This window comes from Phaeobacter sp. PT47_59, from assembly GCF_028890025.1.
Classification (GTDB): Bacteria; Pseudomonadota; Alphaproteobacteria; order Rhodobacterales; family Rhodobacteraceae; genus Phycobacter.
In genome coordinates this window covers 1-24,454 of sequence record NZ_JARCJL010000039.1, presented here as the reverse complement: position 1 = coordinate 24,454, position 24,454 = coordinate 1, and the positions used below count along the sequence as shown (strand labels likewise).

The 24,454-nt window shown below is 59.2% G+C and carries 21 protein-coding genes and 2 pseudogenes; 16 read left to right on the top strand and 7 right to left on the bottom strand.

What is annotated here, in order from left to right; genetic code table 11:
• From PXK01_RS20750 to PXK01_RS20690, 13 genes are all read left to right on the top strand, one after another.
• Positions 1-319 (top strand): transposase (locus PXK01_RS20750; RefSeq protein WP_274861577.1); only part of this gene is annotated, 319 nt, incomplete at its 5' end.
• Positions 320-689: 370 nt separating this feature from the next.
• Positions 690-1,478, top strand: coding sequence for an enoyl-CoA hydratase/isomerase family protein (locus tag PXK01_RS20745; RefSeq protein WP_093455117.1), 789 nt, complete (start codon positions 690-692; stop codon positions 1,476-1,478).
• A gap of 11 nt (positions 1,479-1,489) precedes the next feature.
• The gene (locus PXK01_RS20740) at positions 1,490-2,728 is read left to right on the top strand and encodes a thiolase family protein (RefSeq protein ID WP_093455119.1); all 1,239 of its coding nucleotides are present in this window, start codon (positions 1,490-1,492) and stop codon (positions 2,726-2,728) included.
• Between the two features lie 9 nt (positions 2,729-2,737).
• Complete coding sequence (locus PXK01_RS20735; protein WP_093455116.1) at positions 2,738-3,874, top strand: acyl-CoA dehydrogenase family protein; 1,137 nt, start codon at positions 2,738-2,740, stop codon at positions 3,872-3,874.
• An 11-nt stretch (positions 3,875-3,885) separates the two neighbouring features.
• Positions 3,886-4,659, top strand: a complete 774-nt coding sequence (locus PXK01_RS20730; protein ID WP_093455115.1) for an SDR family NAD(P)-dependent oxidoreductase — start codon at positions 3,886-3,888, stop codon at positions 4,657-4,659.
• Between the two features lie 4 nt (positions 4,660-4,663).
• Positions 4,664-5,779, top strand: a complete 1,116-nt coding sequence (locus tag PXK01_RS20725; protein ID WP_093455118.1) for a CaiB/BaiF CoA transferase family protein — start codon at positions 4,664-4,666, stop codon at positions 5,777-5,779.
• Positions 5,776-6,657 carry a branched-chain amino acid ABC transporter permease gene (locus PXK01_RS20720; protein WP_093455114.1) on the top strand — a complete coding sequence of 294 codons (882 nt, stop codon included), beginning with the start codon at positions 5,776-5,778 and terminating at the stop codon, positions 6,655-6,657. The genes PXK01_RS20725 and PXK01_RS20720 overlap by 4 nt, the downstream gene beginning before the upstream one ends.
• A gap of 4 nt (positions 6,658-6,661) precedes the next feature.
• Entirely contained in the window at positions 6,662-7,741 is a 1,080-nt protein-coding gene (locus PXK01_RS20715) for a branched-chain amino acid ABC transporter permease (protein WP_093455113.1), read from the top strand.
• Positions 7,738-8,505, top strand: coding sequence for an ABC transporter ATP-binding protein (locus PXK01_RS20710; RefSeq protein ID WP_093455112.1), 768 nt, complete (start codon positions 7,738-7,740; stop codon positions 8,503-8,505). The genes PXK01_RS20715 and PXK01_RS20710 overlap by 4 nt, the downstream gene beginning before the upstream one ends.
• On the top strand, positions 8,502-9,272 hold the full coding sequence (locus tag PXK01_RS20705; RefSeq protein ID WP_093455111.1) for an ABC transporter ATP-binding protein: 771 nt from the start codon (positions 8,502-8,504) through the stop codon (positions 9,270-9,272). The genes PXK01_RS20710 and PXK01_RS20705 overlap by 4 nt, the downstream gene beginning before the upstream one ends.
• Positions 9,269-11,107 carry an AMP-dependent synthetase/ligase gene (locus PXK01_RS20700; RefSeq protein WP_244525673.1) on the top strand — a complete coding sequence of 613 codons (1,839 nt, stop codon included), beginning with the start codon at positions 9,269-9,271 and terminating at the stop codon, positions 11,105-11,107. Before PXK01_RS20705 ends, PXK01_RS20700 begins: the two co-directional genes overlap by 4 nt.
• A 20-nt stretch (positions 11,108-11,127) precedes the next feature.
• Complete coding sequence (locus PXK01_RS20695; protein WP_243614752.1) at positions 11,128-12,288, top strand: ABC transporter substrate-binding protein; 1,161 nt, start codon at positions 11,128-11,130, stop codon at positions 12,286-12,288.
• A gap of 62 nt (positions 12,289-12,350) precedes the next feature.
• The gene (locus PXK01_RS20690; protein WP_274861576.1) at positions 12,351-12,962 is read left to right on the top strand and encodes a TetR/AcrR family transcriptional regulator; all 612 of its coding nucleotides are present in this window, start codon (positions 12,351-12,353) and stop codon (positions 12,960-12,962) included.
• Between the two features lie 314 nt (positions 12,963-13,276).
• Here PXK01_RS20690 and PXK01_RS20685 read toward each other — a convergent pair whose 3' ends face one another.
• The 6 genes from PXK01_RS20685 to PXK01_RS20660 form a co-directional block, all read right to left on the bottom strand.
• Entirely contained in the window at positions 13,277-14,998 is a 1,722-nt protein-coding gene (locus PXK01_RS20685) for a PHA/PHB synthase family protein (protein ID WP_161353834.1), read from the bottom strand.
• Between the two features lie 242 nt (positions 14,999-15,240).
• The gene (locus PXK01_RS20680) at positions 15,241-15,690 is read right to left on the bottom strand and encodes a MaoC family dehydratase (protein WP_161353835.1); all 450 of its coding nucleotides are present in this window, start codon (positions 15,688-15,690) and stop codon (positions 15,241-15,243) included.
• 25 nt (positions 15,691-15,715) lie between these two features.
• Positions 15,716-17,365: an electron transfer flavoprotein-ubiquinone oxidoreductase gene (locus PXK01_RS20675; protein WP_161353841.1), complete on the bottom strand. Its 1,650-nt coding sequence runs from the start codon at positions 17,363-17,365 to the stop codon at positions 15,716-15,718.
• A gap of 10 nt (positions 17,366-17,375) precedes the next feature.
• Positions 17,376-19,160 carry an acyl-CoA dehydrogenase gene (locus PXK01_RS20670; RefSeq protein WP_161353836.1) on the bottom strand — a complete coding sequence of 595 codons (1,785 nt, stop codon included), beginning with the start codon at positions 19,158-19,160 and terminating at the stop codon, positions 17,376-17,378.
• A 14-nt stretch (positions 19,161-19,174) separates the two neighbouring features.
• Positions 19,175-20,101, bottom strand: a complete 927-nt coding sequence (locus PXK01_RS20665) for an electron transfer flavoprotein subunit alpha/FixB family protein (RefSeq protein ID WP_161353837.1) — start codon at positions 20,099-20,101, stop codon at positions 19,175-19,177.
• Positions 20,101-20,859: an electron transfer flavoprotein subunit beta/FixA family protein gene (locus tag PXK01_RS20660; protein WP_161353838.1), complete on the bottom strand. Its 759-nt coding sequence runs from the start codon at positions 20,857-20,859 to the stop codon at positions 20,101-20,103. Before PXK01_RS20660 ends, PXK01_RS20665 begins: the two co-directional genes overlap by 1 nt.
• 865 nt (positions 20,860-21,724) lie before the next feature.
• On the opposite strand from PXK01_RS20660, the gene PXK01_RS20655 reads away from it, so the two are divergent.
• The 3 genes and pseudogenes from PXK01_RS20655 to PXK01_RS20645 all read left to right on the top strand — a co-directional run.
• Positions 21,725-22,717 carry an IS30 family transposase gene (locus PXK01_RS20655; RefSeq protein WP_274861575.1) on the top strand — a complete coding sequence of 331 codons (993 nt, stop codon included), beginning with the start codon at positions 21,725-21,727 and terminating at the stop codon, positions 22,715-22,717.
• 101 nt (positions 22,718-22,818) lie between these two features.
• Positions 22,819-23,820: an IS30 family transposase gene (locus PXK01_RS20650; protein ID WP_274861574.1), complete on the top strand. Its 1,002-nt coding sequence runs from the start codon at positions 22,819-22,821 to the stop codon at positions 23,818-23,820.
• 309 nt (positions 23,821-24,129) lie between these two features.
• Positions 24,130-24,294, top strand: a pseudogene (locus tag PXK01_RS20645) (helix-turn-helix transcriptional regulator); the annotation flags it as partial.
• A 31-nt stretch (positions 24,295-24,325) separates the two neighbouring features.
• On the opposite strand, the pseudogene PXK01_RS20640 reads toward PXK01_RS20645, so the two are convergent.
• Positions 24,326-24,454: pseudogene (locus PXK01_RS20640) on the bottom strand (IS6 family transposase); the annotation flags it as partial.

The following is a 24,454-nucleotide window of genomic DNA, read 5'->3' as shown; positions in this document are numbered from 1 at the left end:
AGTGGACGACTTTTACGCCGCCCGCGACAACACTATGCCGTCGCTACCGTGGCCGAGTATTGCTCCGCCGTTCACACGCCAGCACCGCACCAAGCTTCACAGCACCAACCCCATCGAGCGCCTGAACAAGGAAGTGAAACGGCGCGCAGATGTCGTCGGCATCTTCCCCAACGAGGCATCCATCACCCGCCTAATCGGCGCCGTGCTGTTCGAGCAAAACGACGAATGGCAGACCGCCAGCCGTTATATGATGGTCGAGGCATTCGCACAGATCGACAACGAGGAGACAGACCCAATTCTCAGCATCAAAGCCGCCTGATCATGACCTCGGGCCACCCGACAAATTACACCACGTGCGCGGACACTAACTCCTACTCGTTGCCGCTGTCGGGAGCGGGACCTGTCAGAAATCTGCGATGTGTAGCCGACTGAATTTGTTCGGTGTTGCCTGTTCGGCATTCCTGAAGCGCAAGCACACATGATTACCGACAGGCAGCAATTCCTGTGAGATTTCCTTCGCGAACAACGAGTCTCGCCCGAAAAAGCTGTCACTCTGATTCTCGGTTTTTTACAGGTTTTATGAACCCCCATTCGAGCGTTTCTTCCAAGGTGCTGTAATAGATAAGGAAATTTGATGTTGACAGCGCAGGCTTATTATTACTTACTAGTCAGTAAATAAAGGTGAGCATATGCAACATGTAAATGTCATTTTGGAGACGCGGGGATCGGCGGCCTGGTTGCGCCTGAACAGACCCACCGAGTTGAACGCTCTTTCGCGGGACATGGTTTTGGAGCTTGGGGAGGCGCTTGAGTGCATTCGTCGTGACGAAAAGCTGCGCGTTGTGGTGCTGACCGGCAGCGGCCGGGCGTTCTGTGCGGGCGCTGATCTCAAGGCGGTGCAAGCTGGTCTGTCAAAGGAGCGGTCCGAAGACGGCGATTTCCTTGATGCCGTAGCGGAGGTTTTTCAGATTCTCCGCGATTTTCCCAAACCCGTCATTGGTGGCCTGAACGGCGTGACCGTCGCCGGCGGTCTGGAACTGGCCATGTGCTGCGACGTACTGATCGCCGCAGAAAGCGCGAAGATCGGTGATGCGCATGCCAATTTTGGGGTCTTTCCGGGGGCCGGTGGCGCTGCTGTCCTGCCCTCTCGGATTGGCCTGCCGAACGCTAAATATCTGCTGTTTTCCGGCCGAAGTCTGCCGGCGCGCGATTGGTTGCGCATGGGGCTTGTGCAGGAAGTTGTTGCCGATGATGCGCTTGAGGCTCGTCTGGACACGTTCGCAAGTGATCTGGCTGACAAAAGCCCGCTCGTCCTGTCGCGCATGAAAGCGGTCGCCAACGCGTCAGTAGATATGTCGCAAGCCGAAGCTCTGGTCTGGGAATTGTCGGTCCTGCGCGACCACCTGACATCAAACGACGCTGCCGAAGGGCTGGCGGCGTTTTCGGAGAAACGCAAACCGGTCTTTGCCGGAAACTGATGAGGACCAAGATGGACAAGGTTTACATAACCGGCGTGGCGATGACGCGCATGGGACGCCTGGACGGGGCGACTGTGAAGTCGCTGTCCCGCGAGGCCGTCACCGGGGCCCTGGCTGATGCCGGGATTTCCGCCGGTGCGGTCGAAGCCGCCTATTTCTCGAACGCCACCCAGCGGCATCTGGAAGGCCAGTTGATGATCCCGGGCCAGATCGCCCTGCGCGATATGGGGATCGAGGGCATTCCGGTTGTGAACGTCGAAAACGCCTGTGCCAGCGGATCAACCGCCCTGAACCTGGCGGCGCAGTTTCTGAAGGCAGGCGAAGGAGACGTGGCGTTGGCCGTCGGGGCCGAGAAGATGTGGACTGGTGACAAGGCCAAGATGTTCAGCTTTTTCGACTCGGGCTGGGAACTGGCGACTGCCGAGGAGAATGAAAAACAACTGCTGGCGCTGGGACATGGGATCGATCTGCCGGAAGGCAGCGAGTCCGAAAAACCCTATTCCGTTTTCATGGCCGTCTACGCCGCCTTTGCCCGCGCGCATATGCGCCTCTTTGGGACGACACAGGCGCAATTCGCGGCCATCGCGGCCAAGAACCACATGCATTCGGTGGAAAACGACAAGGCGCAGTTCCGCGATCCCTACACTGTTGGCGACGTGCTGGGCGCGCCGCCGATCACCTATCCGCTGACCCTGCCGATGTGCGCCCCGATGAGCGATGGCGGTGCTGCGGCGGTGCTGATGACCGAAGCGGGCATGAAGCGCCACGGCATTTCCCGAGACCGCGCCATCGAGTTGCGTGCCAGCGTGATCCAGACCGGTTCGGACCGGGATGGCGACGACTTTGAAAACCATCTGACCGCTAAGGCGGCCCGGCGCGCCTATGAGAAGGCCGGGCTTGGGCCCGAGGACGTCTCGGTCGCCGAGGTGCATGACGCCACTGCTGTGGGCGAGCTGATCCAGATCGAAAACCTTGGTCTTTTTCCCTTTGGTGAGGGCGCGGCAGCCTCCGAACGTGGCGAGACCACGATTGGCGGGCGTGTGCCGGTCAACCCGTCGGGTGGGCTGGAGTGCAAGGGCCACCCGATCGGCGCCACCGGTCTGGGGCAGGTCTATGAGCTTGTCAGCCAGCTGCGCGGCGAATGCGGCACGCGCCAGGTCGAAGGGGCAAAGGTGGCAATTGCAGAGAACGGTGGTGGGCTGATCGGGATCGAAGAGGCCGTGGCCTCGGTCCTGATTCTGGCACGATAGGAGAGCGAGATGTTCAAGACCGAAGAACAGACAATGGCCTGCGACATGCTGCGTCGCTTCCTCGATGACCAGATCGAACCGGAATACCTGAAGGTCAAGGATGCGCCGTTTGAAAAAGAGGTGATCCAGGGGTTCCTCACGCAACTGTCCGAATTCGGCCTGACCTCGGCCCCCCATCCCGAAGAGGCGGGTGGCATGGGGCTCGATTGGTCCACGCACCTGATGCTATTCGAAGAGGTCGGCGTCACGGCGATGGACATTGCGTTGCCGATCCTAATCAACGTGGTGGGCGCCGACCTTTTGCTTCGCCTTGGAACCGATGAACAACGCGCGCGCTATATCCCACAGCTTCTGGCGGGTGAGACATCCGTGGCCATCGGCATCTCTGAGCCGGGTGTCGGCTCGGACGTGGCGGCGGTCAAGACACGCGCCCGCAAGGATGGCGGCGATTGGGTGATTTCGGGCGAAAAGACCTGGATTTCGAACGGGCGTTTCGCCGATTTCCTGATCTGCACCTGCAACACCGGCGAGGGGTTGACGCATATCCTGGTCGACCGCAAGGAACACGGGTTCGAAACCCGCGACATCCCCAAGATCGGCCTCAATGCACAGTCGACCTCGCAGGTCTTCCTCGATGAGGTGCGGGTGCCCGTTGAGAACACCATCGGCGCCGAAGGGCGCGGGTTGCAGCAGACGCTGGTCGTGTTCGAACGCGCGCGGGTGCATATGGCGATGTGGGGCATCGCGCTGGCGCGCCGGGCGCTTGAGGAATCGATCCGTTACGCGCAAGAGCGCAACCAGCATGGCAAGCAGATCGCCGGGCATCAGATGATTGCCGACAAGATCGCCACCATGGCAACCGAGATCGACGCCGCGCGCCTGCTGACCCATCGTGCCGCCGGCATGATCGACCGCGATGAACGCTGCGACACGGAATGCGCCATGGCCAAGTGGTACGGCACCGAGATCGCGGTGAACGCCACGCGGCAGGCGGTGCAGATCCATGGCGGCAACGGCGTGACCCGCGAGTTCATCGTCGAACGCCTGGCCCGCGAAGCCATCATCGGGCCGATCCCGGACGGGACCACAGAGATTCAGAAACTGCTGATCGCCCGGTCCCTGACCGGTGTGGCGGCGTTCAAATAGGGGCCCAGGTCATGAAGATAGAAGGCAAGACCATTATCGTGACCGGCGGGGCCTCGGGACTTGGTGCTGCGACGGCAGAATACCTGCACGGGCTGGGTGCACAGGTGGCCATGTTCGACCGCGACATGGAACAGGGCACCGCGCTGGCCGACCGTTTGGGCGCGGACCGGGCCATGTTCCGGCAGGTGGATGTGACCAGCGACGAGCACGTGTCCGAGGCCATCTCGGCTGTGGTCGACCGCTTTGGCGCGCTGCATGTCGCCATCAACTGTGCCGGTGTGGTCAGCCCGATGAAGGTGGTCGACCGCGAGGGCGCACCTGCGTCTCTCGATGCCTTTCGCCGCACGGTCGAGATCAACCTTGTGGGCACGTTCAACGTGATGAGCCAGGCCGCCGCGCGGATGCTGGAAAACCCGCCCGAAGACGGGGAAGAGCGTGGCGTGATCGTCAACATCTCGTCCGGGGCGGCCTATGAAGGCCAGATCGGGCAGACTGCCTATGCCTCGTCCAAGGCCGGTGTGATAGGGCTCAACCTGCCTGCCGCGCGCGAGCTGGGGCCGAAAGGCATCCGTATCAACGCCATCGCGCCGGGACTGTTTGGCACACCGATGGTGATGAGCCTCGGAGATGAGGTCGTCGCCTCGCTCGAAGAAAGCGTCGAGGCCCCCAAGCGGGTGGGCCGGATGGAAGAATTCGCCCATGCCTGCGCTTTTCTGATCGAAAACAGCTACATGAACGGCGCGACCCTGCGTCTGGATGCCGCCACGCGGCTGCGGGCGAGGTGACGAGATGCTGACACGCAACGGTCCCCTCAAAGGTGTTCGGGTCATCGAAATGGCCGGGATCGGGCCTGCGCCCTTTGCGGCCATGCATCTGGCCGACATGGGCGCCGAAGTGGTGCGGATCACGCGCCCCGGTCAGGCTTTCCCCTTGCCGATCGATGAGAAACACAACCTGTTCAATCGCTCGCGGCGCAGTCTGGTGCTCGATCTGCGGCAGGCAAATGATGCTGAAAAGCTCTGGGGGCTGATCGAGCGGGCCGAGATTCTGATCGAGGGCTTCCGCCCCGGCAAGATGGAGAAACTCGGATTCGCTCCAGAGGCGGTTCTGGCACGCAATCCGGCGCTGGTCTATGGCCGCATGACCGGATGGGGACAGACCGGGCCGCTGGCACAGGCTGCCGGGCATGATCTGAACTATGCCGCGATCACGGGCGCGGTTCATGGGCTGGGCGAGGCCGACCGGCCCCCGCCCGCGCCAATGAACCTGATTGCCGATCAGGGTGGTGGCGCGATGATGCTGAATGTCGGCATCCTCGCGGCCCTGACCCATGCGCGCGCAACCGGCGAGGGTCAGGTGGTCGACGCGGCCATGTGCGATGGGGTCAACCTCTTGATGACCATGCAACACGGGCTGGCGGCCGGTGGGGCCTGGAGCGGCGAGCGCGCTGGCGATTTCATCAATGGCGGGGTGGCGTGGTATCGTTGTTACGAAACCGCCGACGGAAAGTTCATATCCATCGGCTGTGTCGAGCCACAGTTCTTTACCGAATTCCTGCGCCTGACCGGGCTGAGCGATGATCCGCGTTTTGCCGACCAATATGCGCCCGAGGCGCAGCCGGCCATGCGCGAGGCCCTGACCGAACTGTTCCTGACCCGGACACAGGCCGAATGGTGCGAGGTGCTGGAAGGCAGCGATGCCTGCTTTGCGCCGGTGGTGCCACTGGCCGAAGCTGCCACACACCAGCACAACCGGGCACGCGAGAGCTTTGTCACCGTGGACGGCATCGAAATGCCCGCCCCGGCCCCCCGATTCTCACAAACCCCGCCAGACATTCCGACAACCGGTGACGCCGGTTTCGTCGAAATGAACGAAATCCTAGAGCATTGGAGGGCCGCCATATGACCGGTCTGAGTTTCGCCGACGCCATACAGCTTTTGCTGGTCGGCCTGTCACAGGGCTGTCTCTACAGCCTGATCGCCATCGGCCTGGTGCTGGTCTACAAGGCTACCGAGCAGGTGAACTTCGCCCAGGGCGAGTTCATGATGCTGGGGGCCTTTGTAGGCTATCAGTTCATCGTGCTTTGGGGGTTGCCTTATTGGCTGGGGGCCTTGCTGACGCTCGTGTTCATGGGCGGGTTCGGTTACGGGGTCGACGCGCTTGTTGTGCGGCGGCTCACCGGGCAGCCGGTGTTCACCGTTTTTATCCTGACGCTGGCGCTGGGAATTGCACTGCGCGCCGTGGCCGGGATTGTATGGGGCTTTGGCAACTATTCGCTGCCTGCCCCGGTTGAGGGCAATCTGACGCTTGGGTCGGTCATCATTGGCTGGTCCAGCGTTCTGGCGATCCTGGTAACCGCCATCGTGGCCAGCGGGCTTTACGCCTTCTTCCGCTATGCCCGCCAAGGCGTGGCGATGCAGGCCTTGTCCCTGAACCAATTGGCGGCCTTTTACATGGGCATCCCCGTCAAGCGCCTGACCTCGTCCATCTGGGCCATGTCCGCAATCTTCGGCGCCATCGCCGGCCTGCTCCTGGGCCCGGTCACGCTGGTCTCGACGCAGATGGGATTTGTCGGCTTCAAAGCCTTTGCCGGCGCCATTGTCGGCGGGTTCGGATCGATCCCCGGCGCCGTTCTGGGCTGTTTGCTGATCGGCGTGACCGAGCCGTTCTTCGACATCATGTTCCCGACGTTCAAGGGCATCGGCGCCTATCTGATCATGTTCGTCGTGCTGCTGATCCGGCCCGAAGGGCTGCTGGCACAAATCTACGCAAAGAAGGTATAGGCTCATGCGCGTTCTTTTCCGCAAATCCTACAAGCAGGACATCCGCCTGTTTCGCGACCGCACACAGGCTTTCTGGTATCTGCTGTTCTTGTGTATCGCGCTTGCCGCCCCGCTGTTCCTTGACGGCTACTTTCTGGACGAATTGTCGTTTGTCTACATCTATGCCATCGCCGGCCTGGGTCTGATGATCCTCACCGGATTCTCGGGACAAGTGAGTTTCGGGCAGGCCGCCTTTGTTGCCATCGGCGCCTATGCTCATACCATCCTGCTCAGCCGCTACGGCGTGCCGTGGATCCTGTCGCTGCCCCTGGCGGCGCTGATCACTGGTTTGGTCGGGCTGGCCATCGGGCGCATCTGCGGGCGCATGCATGGCTTGTATCTCGCCATCGCTACGCTTTCGATTGCTATCGTGACCGAACGGCTGATCGGCGGCGGCGGCGATTTTACCGGCGGACATCGTGGCCTGCCGGTTCCGGGCATCGACATCTTCGGCATCGCCATCGACCAGAGCTGGAAGACCTACCTGTTAAATCTCGCCCTGTTTGTCGGCGCCATTCTGATGACGCGCAACCTGTTGCGCACACGGTCTGGCCGCGCCCTGATCGCGATCCGCGACAGCGAAGTTTCGGCCCGTTCGCTGGGCACGAATGTGGCCTTCTACAAAGCCTATGCCTTCTTCCTGTCGGCGGTGTTCGCCGGTCTGGCTGGTGGGCTTCTGGCGCATGCGTTCTACTACATTACACCGGAAACTTTCGGCATGGGTGAGAGCATTCGCCTGCTTCTTATGATCGTTGTCGGTGGGATCGGCACCATCCACGGGGCCATCTTCGGCGCGTTCTTCATCGTGCTGCTGCCCACCGTCCTGAGTTGGGTCAAGGTGCTGCTTCCCGGGGCCATAGCCACATCCGGCGGGTTCGACAGCCTCGCCTTCGGGATGATCCTTCTTGGCTTCATCCTGTTCGAACCTGATGGGCTCTATGGCCGCTGGGTCAAAATCCATCACTATTTCAACGTCTTCCCGATGTACAAGCGCCGCAGCTTCCAACGTCAGAAGACCTTCCTCAAGACGGAGCGTCTGAAATGAGCTGGCTTGAAGTCGAAAACGTGTCGCTGGCATTCGGTGGGCTGAAAGCCGTCGATAACCTGAGCTTCTCGGTGGAACCGGGCAAGGTATTCACCATCATCGGTCCCAATGGTGCCGGCAAGAGCACGGTGTTCAACCTGATCTGCCGCATCTATGACCCGCTGGAAGGCGATATCCGCTTTGGTGGCGAAAGCCTGCTGGGGGCCAGGCCCCACGAAGTGATCAACCACGGCATCGCCCGCACCTTCCAGAACATCGAATTGTTCGAGCATGCCTCACTTCTGGACAACCTGTTGATCGGCCGGTTCCGGCATGGGCGGTTCTCGCCGCTGAGCGAGCTGTTCTTCCTGCCCGGCCAATTACGCCAGGAACTGGAGCACCGCCGCAAGGCGGAAGAGGTTATCGAGTTTCTCGATCTCGAAGGCTACCGTCACGCCCGCGTCGCCGACCTGCCTTACGGCGTGCGCAAGAAAACCGAGATGGCGCGCGCGCTGGTCGCCAGCCCCGAGATCCTGTTGCTGGATGAGCCCTCCAGCGGGCTGACCACCGAGGAAACCGACGACACCGCCTTTGTGATCGAAGACATCCGCGAGGATCTGGGCATCACCGTGGTGATGATCGAGCACGACATGAAGCTGGTGAACAAGGTCTCGGACAAGGTTCTGGCAATCAACGAAGGCCGCTTCCTGGCCACCGGCAGCGCCTCGGAGGTGCAGGACGACCCGGATGTGCAGGCAGCCTATCTAGGGGGGGAAGCGGCATGAGCGAAGTTCTGAAAGTCCGCAATGTCGAAACCATGTATGGCCGCGTCATGGCGATCCGCGGTGTCAGCCTTTCGGTGCGCGAAGGCACCGTGGTCACGGTCATGGGATCGAACGGCGCTGGCAAGACCACTATCCTGAAAACCATCTCGGGGGCGCTCGACCCGTTCAAAGGTGAGATCACATTCAAGGGTAAGGCCATTACCGGCCTGGATCCGGATGTGATTGCCCGCACCGGTGTGGCCCATAGCCCCGAAGGACGCGAAGTGTTTGCGCTTTTGTCGGTGAAAGACAACCTGATGATGGGTGCCTATTGCCGCAAGGACCGCGACGAGGTGGCGCGCGATTTCGAAAAGGTGCTGGGCTGGTTCCCGGTCCTGCGCGAATTTCTCGACAAGCAGGCGATCTACCTGTCGGGCGGGCAACAGCAGATGGTGGCCCTTGGACGCGCCTTCATGGCACGGCCCAGCCTGATGCTGCTGGATGAGCCGTCGCTGGGTCTCTCGCCCCGGCTGATTTCCGAGATTTTCGCAATCATCAAGCGGATCAATGTCGAGGAAGGCATGACGATGCTGCTGGTGGAACAGAACGCCAGCGTCGCGCTTCCGGCCGCCGATTTCGGCTATGTGCTGGAAACCGGGCGGATCGTCATGGAAGGCGAACGCGACGTGCTGATGAACAGCGCCGATATCCGCGAATTTTACCTTGGCATCAAGGCCGACAGCGCGCGGGGCGACCGCCGCTGGAAAGCAAGGAAGACATGGCGATGAACGACATCTCTACACAAAACTGGACCCCGCCCGTCTTTGAAATCGACGGCTGCGACACACTGCCCAAGCTGTTTCGGCAGAACTGCCGGAAATTCGGGTCTGCGATCGCGATCCGCGAAAGGGATTTCGGCATCTGGGAAGAATACACCTGGACCGACTACTATCACCGGTCCCGGCAGGCAGGTTGTGCGCTGATGGCCTTGGGGGTCGATGCCGGCGACGTCGTGGCGATCATCAGCGAAGACAACAAGGAATGGGTGTTTTCCGATCTCGGCATCCAGTGCATCGGCGCGGTCACCCACGGGCTCTACCCGACCTTGCAGGAAAAACAGGTCGCCTATCAGCTCAACGACAGCGGCGCCAAGGTGTTGTTCGTCGAGGACGAGGAACAGCTCGACAAATACCTGCTGGTACAGGACGAGCTGCCGGGGATTGAAAAGGTCGTTGTCTACGACATGGAAGGCCTGCGCCGGTTTTCTCACGACAAGGTCATGGGATGGGAGGCGTTTCTCGAGCTTGCCGCGGACGGCGCCCCCGAAATGCACGCCGCCTTCGAAACCCGAATTGATGCCGGCAAGGGCGAGGACATCGCCACGCTGATCTATACCTCGGGCACCACCGGCGCGCCGAAGGGCGCGATGATCTCGCACCGGTTCTTTCTGGCGCAGGCCGACAACCACCCGGAAATGCCGCTGGGCCCGGGCGACGAAATCCTGACTTTCCTGCCGCTGTGCCACGCGGCCGAGCGCATCATCTCGGTCGCAACCCCGATCCGGCATGGCATCACCATCAATATTGCCGAAAGCGGTGAGACCTTTAATGCCGACATTCAGGAAGTGGCCCCGACTTTCATCTTTGCCGTGCCGCGGGTGTGGGAAAAGTTTTATTCCCGCATCTCTTTCATCATGAATGACGCCACCGCCTTTGGACGCTTTGCCTATACGCAGGCGCTGAAAGTGGCCGAACGCCGGGCAGATCTGCTGGCTGCGGGCAAACAGGTGCCGCTGGGCCTTTCCCTTTTTCACCGAGCGATCGATTTCCTTGTCCTGCGCAACATCCGCGTGGAACTGGGTCTGGCACGGGCGCATACGATCGTTTCGGGCGCCGCGCCGATCTCGGCCCGACTGCTTCGCTGGTTCAATGCGCTCGGCGTCTCTGTGCAGGAAGCCTATGGACAGACCGAGACTGGCATTGTCACTGCCACGGTTCCAGGCCAATCGCCCATCGGCTCGATCGGGCGGGCCATGCGCGGCGTCGAAGCCAAACTGGCCGAGGATGGCGAGATCCTGATACGCGCGCGGTCAAACTTCTCTGGCTACCTGAGCCAGCCGGAAAAGACCGCCGAGACCATGGTGGATGGCTGGGTGCATACCGGCGATGTCGGCAAGATGGACGACAATGGCGATCTGACCATTCTGGACCGCAAGAAGGACATCATCATCACCGCCGGCGGCAAGAACATCACGCCCTCGCAGCTGGAAAACGAGCTGAAATTCTCGCCCTACATCTCGGACGCGGTGATCATTGGCGACAAGCGCAAGTACCTAACCGTGCTGATCATGATCGACCAGGAAACGGTCGAGAAATACGCACAGGACAAGCGCATCCCGTTCTCGAACTACAAATCGCTCTGCGAAAGCGAGCCGATCATCGAGTTGATTGGCAACGAGGTGGACCGTGCGAATTCCGGATTTTCGCCGGTGGAACAAGTGAAGAAGTTCCGCCTGATCGACGTGCTTCTGACGGCTGAGGATGAGGAACTCACTCCGACGATGAAACTCAAACGCAACGAGGTCGAGCGTAAATACAAAGACCTCATTGAAACTATGTACTGAAACTTGAAAGGGAGGAAATCATGAAGAATTTTGCAACTGCACTGGCGCTCTCCGCGCTGGTCACCGGGGCGGCCATCGCTGGTCCGCAGGGCGTGACCGAAGATAAGATCACGCTTGGCAGCTATACCGATCTCAGCGGCCCGCTGGCTGTCTGGGGTGTGCCCGAAGCCAACGGCCTGCGGATGCGCGTGGACGAGATCAACGCCGCCGGCGGCATCCATGGCCGCCAGCTTGAGATCGTGATCGAGGACATGCAATATCAGGTGCCGCGCGCCATTCAGGCAGCCAACAAACTGTTGCGCCGCGACAAGGTCTTTGCCATGGTCGGCGCGCTGGGAACACCAATGAACCTCGCGGTCATGCCGCAGCAGTTGGAGGCCGGCGTTCCTAACCTGTTTCCCATGACCGCGGCGACCGAGATGGCCGAGCCGCTGCATCCAATGAAATACGCCTTCTTCCGCAGCTATACCGAGCAGTTCCGAGCGGCGGTTGCCTATTTTCATGAGAACGGCGGGTTTGTGACTCCCTGCGTGTCGCAGATCGCCAACGAGGCGGGCGAGTCGATGACGCTTGGCGTCGAACAGCAGCTACATGAATACGGCATGGAGATCGTTGCAAAAACCGAGCATGCGGCCACAGAGACCGACATGGTGTCTTCGGTCACGACCTTGAAGAATGCAGGCTGCGACATCGTCTTCAACGCCGGCAGCGTCAAGGACACGATCTTGACCGTTGCCACCTCAAAGAAGCTCGGTTTCGAACCGATCTTCGTCACGGGCATGATCCCCTACATGGATGCCGTGGCCAAGGCGGCAGACGGTGCAATGGAAGGGCTCTATCTGGTTTCGCCCTTCGTCTTCGCCGATGTCGCGACTTCGGAAGGCGAGGCCAAACGCATCCTGGAAACCTATGCAGAGACCTATGGGACAAAAATGGAGCCGCAGGCGCAGTTGGGCTATATTTTCATCGATTTGCTGGCCGAGGCGCTTGAAGCGGCAGGCCCCGAACTGACCACCGAAGGCTTCTTGGCTGCGATCGAGGCGATCAATGGCTATGTCGATCCGATCGGCGGCCAAACAATCAGCTTTGGCCCCGAAGATCACCAGGGGGTGGAAACGCTGATTCTGGCCAGGGTTGAAAACGGCTCCTGGACCGTTGCAGCCCGGGGCCTCGACTACTAATCTCGCCAACATGTCGGGCGGGAAGTTCTCTCGCCCGGCGCACAATTTATAGTGAGGGAAATGTGCCTGCGATCCAATGGCATAAAAAGACAAAAGACGTCGAGGAACAGCAGGAACTTAAACGCCGCGCAGTTTTGGATGTCGCGGCGAGTCTGTTCTCGTCGGTCGGCTACAAGAAAACCTCGCTCGATGATATCGCCGCTGAACTGGATCTGACCAAGCCTGCACTGTATTATTACGCCCGCAACAAGGAAAACATCCTAATGCAGTGCGCACTGGTTTCCCTGGAAAGGGTCGGTCTGTGCTTTGACGCGGCCCAAAGGTCAACTGGCAATGGCCTTGACAGGGTTCATGTGTTTTTTCGTTCCTACGCTGCATTGGTTGTGAGCGATTTCGGTTCCTCATTGATTCGCGAGGCGCGCCGCAACCTCACGGGCAAGAATCAGGAAAAACTGCGCCAAACCTTGCGCGACGGTCAGGAATTCCTTGAAGAGGTCATCGAGGCAGGTATCAAGGATAAGTCAATCCGCGAATGCTCGCCTAAAAGGCTCGCCCAGGTTCTGTTCTCGGCCTTCAACCAGATGCCGGAGTGGTACGATCCCGACGGTCCGGAACCTCCCGAGGTTATTGCCAACCAGATCCTTGAACTTGTCAGCGATGGAATACGAGCCTAGCGCACCCAATGCTGTGTTTTTGCGCTCAATTTCGGCATACAACCAGACCAGTCACAGTCGGGATTTCGGAATGCCGGTTGATTGGGGGGCAATTCATTCGGTGAAATCTGACGAAGATCGTTGCCCTGCCCACATATGCACAGGAGTATCCGCTACCGGCCATTTGATTATGCCGAGGAATGCAAGACGTTTGATGCTTGGTTCAATAGGGATAGGATTTCCGGTCGTTCCGCTTCACGAGGGATGGCGTTCAGGTTTCGCGGCGATTTCCGGCAGTACCGAACGACCACATATCCCTGTCATGGAACGCGGTCTCAATTCGCCCGAACGTAGCTTCCCGGTGCCGGCTCGATGGATTTGTACTTTCCGCGGTTGACGGGCTTTCGAGGCTTGACGGTCTTGCCGTCTTTGGCCTCGAGCCAGTCCGCCCAGTAGGGCCACCACGACCCCGGCATTTCCGTGGCCTTGGTCAGAAAATTCGCTGGTTCTGGCGGATAGGTGTCGCTTTTTCTGAAACCGTATTTGGCACGTTCGGTCGGGGGGTTGATGACTCCGGCAATATGGCCCGAGCCGCCAAGGACAAATTCAACCTCGCCGCCGAGTATCTGCGTCGCTGGATAAATCGAGGTCCAGGGGGCGATGTGATCCTCGGACGTGGCAAGTACGAAAACCGGCGTTTCGATCTTGCTCAGATCGATCTTGACACCGTTCATTTCCAATCCACCGGGCTGGCGCAGCCGGTTCTCTAGATAGACCTCTTTGAGATACCAAAGCAGCATGGCCGCAGGCAGTCGTGTGGAATCCGAATTCCAATACAAAAGGTCGAAAGCCCGGGGTTTCCGACCGCGCAGGTAATTGGCCTCGAAGAACGACCAGATCAAATCGTTCTCGCGAAGCATCGAGAACATGTCCTGCAAGTGATAGGCTTCAAGATAGCCTTTCTCTTCCATATGCGCACGCAGGACTTCCAGCCGGTTTTCATCGACGAAGACGCCGATTTCGCCCACGTCCTTGAAATCGACCATGGTGGCCAGTGTCGTGGCGGAATTGACCCGGTCATCACCAATGGCTGCGAGGTAAGCCAGCGTTGCCGTCACCAGGATGCCACCAATGCAGAAACCGAGGATATTGGCCTTTTCTTCGCGGGTGATGTCGCGAATGGCATCAAGCGCGGCCAGCGGTCCGAGTTTCATGTAATCAGCAAAATCCTTGTCCGCGTGATCGCTGGTCGGGTTGACCCAGGAAATCACGAACACGGAATGCCCCCGATCCAGCATGTAGCGCACCAGGCTGTTCTTCGGCTGCATGTCCAGAATGTAGAACTTGTTGATCCAGGCCGGGACAAACAGGATTGGCACACTGTGCTGGTCCGGTGTGCGCGGATGGTACTGGATCAGCTGCATCAGGTCGTTTTGAAACACAACCTCGCCTTCTGTCGTGCCAAGATCCTTTCCGACCGTGAACGCCGACGGATCGTTCGTCGCGATGTCCAGGCGCCCCTCACCGCGCTCGAGATCGTCGAGCATTTTGGACAATCCTTCCCGAAAACTCGCACTGTTGGTTTCAGTGAACATCTTACGCGCCGGAGCGTTGGTCAGCAGGTAGTTACTGGGCGACAGTGCGCTCATCATCTGCCGCGTGTAGAATCTGACACGCATATAATCTCTGGAATTTTTTGGAAGCTCTTCCAAAAGGTCATTGGTCGCGCCTTCAATCGCCAGGAACACATCGCGATAGGCTCGCGATATCGGGTCCTTTTCCCAACTCGGATCGCTGAAACGGCGATCTCGCACACCGCTTTCTTCATCGGGGCCTTGCAGTATCGCCTTCCACGAAGACTGGATCGCCATGCTGGCCTTTATCTGTGCATCAACCAGCTTGCCCGGCTCCTGCAGCATGTCGGCCCAGAAGGTTCCATAGGCTTTGGCAAGTGTCTTGGCGTCGATCAGGGAATACTCTGACCCGCTGGCCTTTTTGAGGGCCCGCACGTGCAGCTGTGACAGCACTTTTGTCGTGCGCAGGGTCAGATCCTGCATTTCCGTTGCGGCCTTTGCTGTGTCGGCTGTGTCGTTCGTTTTAGTCCACTGTGTCATCATCCGAGTCCCATCATGTCAAGTTTGTCTTTCTGGCGCATCCAAGCGGCAACGCCGTCCTGTCAAGCAACCCCAGGAACGTCGTGATACCCACGATGTCCTCTTTGTCGTCGTGGCGGCTGGTGGAATGTTCAGTCACAGGGGACACAATTTAAGTGGCTGACTAAAGGATCGTCGGCCATATCCTACGCGGCTTTTGTGCCCCGTTTGGCGCTGGAGGTCAGCTTGACAGTGGCCTCGCCGTCCACCACGACCTGCCCGCGGACGCGGCAGGTTGTTCTCAAGTTCGCGCGGCAGCGCTCGGTCTCGATTGTTTCGACAATCACTTCAGCGTGAACTGTGTCTCCTGGACGCACAGGTGCCACAAAATTCATCTCCTGCGAGATATAGATTGTTCCGGGCCCGGGTAGTTTGTTGGCAATCGCCGCGGAGATAGTGCTGGCGGTAAGAAACCCATGCGCGATCCGGCCATTGAACGGTGTGGTTTTGGCAAACTCATCATTGATGTGAATGGCGTTGTTGTCGCCGGATGCCCCGGCAAAGAGAACAATGTCGGCGTCGGTGATGGTTTTCGAGAACGTGGCGGTCATGCCCGGTTCGAGATCTTCGATGTCATATCCGTTCAGCTCGTTCATAGTGCGGTTCTCCTGATTTAGGCATTTACATGTTCGGATAATTTGGTCCGTCGCCGCCCTGCGGCGTGACCCAGTTGATGTTCTGGCTTGGGTCCTTGATGTCACAGGTCTTGCAGTGCACGCAGTTCTGGAAATTGATCACGAAGCGCGGGTCGCTGCCGTCTTCCTCGACCACCTCGTAGACGCCGGCCGGGCAATAGCGCTGTGCCGGTTCGCCGTATTTTGGCAGGTTGACCGAGATCGGCAATTTGTCATCACCCAGCTGCAGGTGGCTTGGCTGACTTTCCTCGTGATTGGTCATCGCAAACGACACGTTGGTCAGCCGGTCAAAGCTCAGCTTGCCATCGGGTTTTGGATAATCGATCACCTTGTGCTTGCTGGCCTCTTCGGTGGCCGCCGCATCGGTCTTGCCATGTTTCATCGTGCCAAAGAGCGAAAAGCCCAGCGTGTTGGTCCACATGTCCAGACCGCCCAGCGCCAGCGAGGGCAGCATCCCCCATTTCGACCACATCGGCTTGACGTTGCGCACCTTTTTCAGATCCTTGCCGATGGCGCCGCCCCGCACGTCGTCCTCATACGCCGTCAGCTCATCACCCGACCGCTCGACCTTAATCGCGTCAAACGCCGCCTCGGCCGCGGCCTTGCCGCTGAGCATCGCGTTGTGATTACCCTTGATCCGCGGCACGTTGACCATGCCCACCGAACAGCCCAACAGCGCTACACCGGGTGCCACCATTTTCGGCATCGACTGGTATCCGCCTTCGGAAATCGCCCGTGCGCCATAGGCCACGCGTTTGCCGCCTTCCAGCAGTTCGGCCACCATCGGGTGATGCTTGAAGCGCTGGAATTCCATATAGGGGAAGAGATGCGGGTTCTTGTAGTTCAGGTGCACCACGAACCCGACATAGACCTGGTTGTTCTCGAGGTGATAGATGAACGACCCGCCCCCGGCATTGCCTCCCAGCGGCCAGCCCATGGTGTGGGTCACCTCACCCTCGTTGTGCTTGTCCGGGTCGATCTCCCAGATCTCTTTCATGCCGATGCCGAATTTCTGCGGCTCCTTGCCCTTCGACAGGTCGTATTTGGCAATCACTTCCTTGGCCAGTGACCCGCGCACGCCCTCGGACAGAAACACGTACTTGCCGTGCAGCTCCATGCCGGGCTCATAGGCCGGCCCCGGTGTGCCATCGGCTTCCTTGCCGAACTCACCGGCCACAACACCCTTCACGCCGCCGTTTTCGTCATAAACCAGCTCGGAACAGGCCATGCCGGGGAAAACCTCGACGCCCAGCTCCTCGGCCTGCTCGGCCATCCAGCGACAGACATTGGCCATGCTGACGATGTAGTTGCCGTGGTTGTTCATCAGCGGCGGCATCGGAAACCCCGGCACCCGGATCTGACCGGCCTCGCCCAGCATGTAGAACTTGTCGGAGGTCACCGGGACGTTTAGCGGCGCGCCCTTTTCCTTCCAGTCGGGGATCAGCGCCTCGAGCCCCGAGGGATCGAGTACTGCGCCGGACAGGATATGCGCCCCCACTTCCGAACCCTTTTCCAGCACCACCACGTCAAGCGAACTGTCGAGCTGCTTGAGACGGACCGCGGCGCTCAGACCCGCAGGCCCCGCGCCGGCGATCACCACATCATATTCTATCGTTTCTCGTGCAGATCCAGACATCTCAATGACCTCACGCAACGCTGTGCAGATCAGAGGGTGCCAGCGCCAGAACGCTCGACGCACCATCCGTCGCCGCGCTCAGCCGTGCCAGCGCCTCGGGGAAGACTTGCTGCGCATAGAATTCCGCCAGCCGGATCTTGGCGCCGGCATGGTCGGATTGGCCACCCGCGGCAGGTTCCCCAGCGGCAGCAAGCGCCGCATCGCCCAAGGCCCAGGCGCCCAGCGAAAGGCCGAAGAGCTCTAGCACGTTCATTGCCGACGCGGCCTGCGTATGTGCGGTTTCCTTACCCGCATCAAGCAGCCATCTTGTAGCGGTTTCCACCGTATCGGCAGCGTGCGAAACGCTGCGCGACAAGAGCGTCCAATCACCGTGCGGGCTGCTCTCGCAGGCAAGTTCCGCCGCGCTCAATCGCATGTCGTCGATGATTTCCTGAACCGCCGCACCGCGGTCGCGCAGGATCTTGCGCCCGGTCAGGTCGAGTGCCTGAATGCCCGTGGTACCCTCGTAGATCGTGGTGATCCGGGCGTCGCGCAGGTGCTGTGCTACACCGGTTTCCTCGATATAGCCCATGCCACCATGAACCTGAATGCCAAGCGAGGCGGTCTGGATCGACATCTCGGTCGAACAGCCTTTGACAACCGGGATCAGTAGATCAACCCGGCGCTGTGCACGGTCCCGGGCCTCGGGGTCGACGGCGCGATGCGCAAAATCCAGCGCCGCCGCGGCGCGGTAGGCGAGAATGCGGGCGGCTTCGGTGCGGCTCTTCATGATACCCAGCATGCGGCGAACATCTGGATGGTGAATGATTGCGGCCGACCCCTCGACCCCGTCAACCTTGCCCTGCCGGCGGTCGGCTGCATACGCCGCCGCGTCCTGGCAGGCATGTTCGGCAACGCCGATGCCCTGGATTCCCACATTGAGCCGGGCGTTGTTCATCATCGCGAACATATACTCCAGTCCACGGTTGACCTCGCCCACAAGGTAACCGACGGCGCCACCGCTATCTCCAAATGACAACGTGCATGTCGGGCTGGCATGAATACCCAGCTTGTGCTCAATCGAAACGCAGTGCACGTCATTGGGAGCGCCATCTGGCATCACCTTCGGTACAACGAAGAGCGAGATGCCTTTGACGCCCGCCGGAGCATCAGGCAGTCGGGCCAGCACGAGGTGGATGATGTTGTCAGTAAGGTCATGCTCGCCGTAAGTTATGAAGATCTTCTGGCCGCTGATCCGGTAGCAATCGCCCTCGGGCACCGCCTTTGACCGTATCGCGGCCAGATCAGACCCTGCCTGCGGTTCTGTCAAGTTCATGGTTCCGGTCCATTCGCCGCTCACCAGTTTGGGCAGGTAGGTCTCTTTCAAGGTGTCCGAAGCATAGCATTCAAGCGCCTCGATCGCGCCCTGGGTCAGCATCGGGCAGAGCTGGAATGCCATGTTGGCGCCGTGGAACATCTCCTGGATGCAGGCATTGACCACGAAGGGCAGACCCATGCCACCGTATTCGGGGCTTGCCGACGGGCTGTTCCAGCCCATCTCGACCAGCATGTCGTAGACGGTTTTCCAGCCTTCGGGCATGGTCACCCGGCGATCTTCAAAACCCAGACCGGCGAGGTCGCCGGACCGGCTGAGCGGCGACAGTTCTAGGCCGGCATATTTGGCGGCTTCCTCGAGGATCGCGTCCACCATATCCGGCGTTGCCTCTTCAAGGCCAGGCAACTGGCTGATCGCGTCGAGATCACAAAGCTTGCGCAGAACGAAACGCATGTCCTGAAGGGGGGCGGTATAGGTCATTTTCTGACTCCAGATCAGAGCTTTTCGATCAATTCCGGCACGGCGGTGAACAGGTCGGCGACCAGTCCGAAATCCGCGACCTGGAAGATCGGGGCCTCTTCGTCCTTGTTGATGGCAACGATGACCTTGGAGTCCTTCATGCCGGCGAGGTGCTGGATCGCACCCGAGATGCCGACCGCAACATAGAGGTCCGGGGCCACGACCTTGCCGGTCTGGCCGACCTGCCAGTCGTTGGGGGCATAGCCCGAATCGACCGCCGCGCGCGACGCGCCGACAGCGGCGCCTAGCTTGTCCGCGAGGGCTTCGATCAGTTTGAAGTCCTCTTCGGAACCGACACCGCGGCCACCCGAGACCACGACGCCTGCCGAGGTCAGTTCAGGTCGATCGCTTTCGGCGACCTTGTCCTCGACCCATTCGCTGAGGCCGGGATTGTCACCCGCCGAGATGGTTTCGATCGGGGCCGAACCACCGTCACCGGCCGCATCAAAGGTCGAGGTGCGGAAGGTGACGACCTTTTTGGCATCGTTCGAGCGGACCGTCTGCACGGCATTGCCGGCATAGATCGGGCGTTCGAACGTGTTGCCGTCAACCACGCCCGAGGCATCTGAGATCACCATCACGTCCAGCAGTGCGGCAACACGCGGCATCACGTTCTTGGCGTCGGTGGTGGCGGGCGCAACGATATGCTCGTAATCACCGGCCAGCGACACGATCAGCGCAGCGGTGGATTCCGCCAGGCGGTGGCCGAGGCTTGCGTCTTCGGCGACCAGCACTCTGGACACGCCGTCGATCTTGGCGGCGGCTTCGCCCGCGGCGGCGGCAGAGCCCCCGGCACAGAGCGCGGTCACGTCACCCAGGGCCTTGGCGGCGGTCACGGCCTTGGCGGTGGCGTCCAGCGACAATTCGCCATTGTTCACTTCGGCAAGGAGAAGAACAGCCATTACACAGCCCCCGCTTCTTTGAGTTTCTCGACCAGTTCGTCGACCGAGCCGACGATGATCCCAGCGGCGCGGGCCTCGGGTTCGGCCGTGCTGACGATTTCCAGGCGCGGGGCGACTTCGACGCCGTAATCGGCGGCGGTTTTTTCGTCCAACGGCTTTTTCTTGGCCTTCATGATATTCGGCAGCGAGGCATAGCGCGGTTCGTTCAGGCGCAGGTCGACGGTGACGATGGCCGGCATTTTGACCTTGATAGTTTGCAATCCGCCGTCGACTTCGCGGGTCACGTTGGCGCTGTCGCCGTCGATCTCCAGTTTGGAGGCGAACGTCGCCTGTGCCCAACCCGTGAGCGCCGCAAGCATCTGCCCGGTGGCGTTCATGTCATTGTCGATGGCCTGTTTACCGCACAGAACGATACCTGGCTGTTCTTCGTCGATCACCGCTTTCAGCAGCTTCGCCACGGCGAGGGGTTCGATGTCGGTATGCACATCGTCGGCGGCGACAATCAGGATCGCCCGGTCGGCCCCCATGGCCAAAGCTGTCCGCAGCGTTTCCTGCGCCTGCTTTACGCCGACCGAGACCGCAATGATCTCTTCGGCTTTGCCGGCCTCTTTCAGTCGGATCGCCTCCTCGACGGCAATTTCGTCAAACGGATTCATCGACATTTTCACGTTGGCGAGATCAACGCCCGATCCGCCCGCTTTGACGCGAACCTTCACGTTATAGTCGATCACGCGTTTGACAGGCACCAGCACCTTCATTATGAGGCTCCTTTTTTTGATGTTCGGCCATCGGGAAGTGTCCGATGGGAAACGCGACTTCACTTGGTAGTTTCGTTCAGCTTCCAGAGATTGTTCACCACGTCACTGCCATCTTCGAAAACCCGGTTTAATGTGTTTTCAACTTGCCAAATGCAGCTGATTTTGTGGCTCGCCTTTTTGGCGCCCATGCCAACAATCGACGCAACCGCCACCGGGTACCTTGCTTGTAAGGTACATGTGGACGAGGTGTTTGTAGCTCTTGCTGTCCTTGATCCCCTTCAGGCTGAGGCTTTCCAATTGGGTGGACGACGTGCGGCAGCTGGCATCGCATGTCTTCGATCACAATCCTGAGCTGGCAGCCCTGGTTACAGCCTGCAGCAATGATTTCGTCAACGCGCACCAGATCGGCGACCCCTTTGGTTCCAAGACGACAGTTTTTTTGTCAGCATTTAGGTTTCCTTTTTACTGACTAGTAAGTAATAAATAGCTGAAGCAGTCAACAAAAAATATTGACGCTTTTTCATAAGCTTGGGGATAGCTATCAGAAGAAGCGGGTGCTTTGCCGCGTTCAAACGAGAATCAGAAGTAGTGTGTTATCGTGCCAAGCACATTGTCCGTTCAATATATGCGTTGCGGTCTGTGAACTCTCGTTTCTGCTTGCGCCCGCTCAGTGCCGGTCGGGAACAAGGGAAAAGCACATTTGCGACCCATCGGCTTTAGCCAAAAAAAGACGGGCTCTCGAATTCCCGAGGATCGCAAATACTTAACATAATTTCAATTATGCGATTTCTATCAAACCCCAGGGCACATTCTAAACTGGGTTGCGACAAATCCCCTATCTTGCTGAAAAGCAAGGAGAACGGACATGGCCCACACAGAGCTGGATTTACGTGAAAGACGCGCAATCGAAGACATGCTGAATGCAAAAGTGCCGGTGAGCAAGATCGCAGCGGAGATCGGCAGGCATCGCTCGACCGTGTATCGCGAGATCAAGCGGAACTATTTTGTCGACGATGAGCTGTCGTATCTGAACGGATACTACGGAATGAATGCTCAGAAATACGCATCCGATCGACGCGCACGGCGTCGCAAATTGATCCGACTTGTTGATCTGCGGTCCCATGTCATCGCTCAGTTGAAGATCGGCTGGACGCCGGAACAGATCGCTGGACGCCTCGGTTTTGATGGCCAGCCCGTGCGCGTCAGTCACGAGACGATCTACGCTTATGTCTACAGCGCTGAAGGCCAATCTGAGCAACTGGCGCGTCATCTGCCCAGTCGAAGAAAGAAACGGCAGCCACGCTACGCCAGACGGCCCAGAGGCCAGGTATTTCCACCGGATCGGTCCATTCATCAACGCCCGGACTATGTGAAGACGCGTGAGACTTTCGGCGAGTGGGAAGGCGATCTGATGATCTTTGAACGTTCTCAAGGCACCATGAATGTCGCCTCACTGGTCGAACGCAAGACCCGGTTTGCCGTCCTGTTCCGCAACAACGACCGCAGCTCGACGCACTTTATCAACAAGCTGATGGACATCATGGAACCCCTGCCCCAGCCAGCCCGTCGCTCCATCACCTTTGATAGAGGCTTCGAGTTCCGCGAGTGGCGCAAGTTAAAGTCCGGCATCGGCACCGACAGCTGGTTCTGCGATCCGCAAGCCCCATGGCAGAAAGGATCCGTCGAGAACCTGAACAAGCGGGCGCGACGATATCTCCCCCGAGACACCCAGCTCGCAGCGCTCTCAAATCGCACTATGAAGGCGATTTGTGACTACCTCAACGGAACGCCCAGAAAGTGCCTCGGCTGGCGCACCCCGACCGAAGCGTTCAGAGAAGAGATGATGAAACTGAGATAGCGGAAACCGTCGCAACGACCCTTGAGCCATCACAGGCACACGCTACCCTCAACTGCGACTCTTGTTAGAAAACAGTAGTTTATCTGACGAGAGGAATCGCTATGGGAACGTCTTACACGCAATTGAGTATCACAGAACGACGCAAAATAGAACGCTGGAGGCACGCTAAAGTCCCCGTTGACGAAATGGCACGGGTTTTGAAGCGCTGCAGGTCGACGATATTCCGCGAATTAAAGCGCAATCATTTCTCAGATGAGAGCATGCCGAAAAACGATGGGTATTACGGTGCAGCAGCGCATTTGATGCAGGCGGATCGTCGTGCACGGGACCGTAAGCTCATCAAATATCCAGAACTTTGTCAGCGTGTCATTGAGCGGATCAAAGACGGCTGGACGCCCGAGCAGATCAGCAACCGCATGATCCAAGAACGAGCAAAGCCGCGCGTGTGCCAAGAAACGATCTATCGCTACATCTATTCACGCGAAGGCCAGCGCGAGGATCTATGGTGGTACCTGCCAACGCATCGCGTCGCCCGACGTCCTCGACGCACCCGCCGACGTCGAGAACCCAAATTCCACCGTGATGTCAGCATTCTGTTCCGCCCCGATGACGTGGCCCACCGACGTCAATTCGGTCATTGGGAGGGCGATTTGATGCTGTTCAAACAAAAGCTTGGGCAGGCAAACGTCACTTCGCTTGTTGAACGCGTCAGCAGGTTCACGGTGATCCTTAAAAACCCGAACAAGCGCACCAAACCCGTGATGGAAAAGATCGTTGAGGCGATCAAAGACCTGCCCCATCCAGCGCGCAGATCGATCACCTTTGATCGTGGTTCTGAGTTTATGAACTGGCCACATCTACAAGCTGAGATTGGCACGCAAGCCTGGTTCTGTGATCCGTCCTCTCCGTGGCAAAAAGGAACGGTCGAGAACACGAACCGGCGTGCTCGGCGCTGGCTGCCTAGAAAACGTGATATCCGCTCAATGACGGATCAGGACATGAAAGAGATCTGTGACAGACTGAATAATACGCCCCGAAAATGCTTGGGATGGAAAACGCCTGCAGAGGTGTTCCGTGAAAAGATGATGGAGGAAATGCGATGAACCCCCTACCCTGAACCCAACACGAGTCGCGGTTCAAGTGGTGCGCACACAAATTTCGCTGTAGAATTCGCCCTTTACCTCCTCCCTGTGGGCGAATTCCTAGCGGCACCGGTATTGCCGGTGCCGCCCTTTTCCGAAAGAACGATTGAACGGCCCATTATGTTTGCGAGACGGATCATCCCGTGACCTGCGCATCGGCAGGCATCCCAGTCCGGCGATCTCGCGCCGTTCCAAGAATTCTTCTCTGCACCTCCGAATGTAACATATATCGCGTGGCGATATTTCGCGCAGCGTGTCCGTTTCGAGGGCATGAACTTGCGGGACCGAGTAGCACTGAACATCCAGGAATTGAGACGCGCCCGCGGCCTCAGCCAGGAGGAGCTTGCTCATCGGGCCGACGTGAGCCGCGGCCATATGGGCAAGGTCGAGAACGCCAAGTTCGCGGCCTCCCTCGGGCATTGCCAACTTATTTGCACCCGGCTGAATGCGGCCTGCTCCGCGCCCGTCATGCGGTCATCTCGAGTGCGTAGCCGTTCCAAAGATCAAAGGCATCGGATCGGGCGTGGCGGTACGATGTGGCGGTAAGACGATAGCGGCGGGGACGGAAGAACATGTTGATCTGGTCATGTGCGTC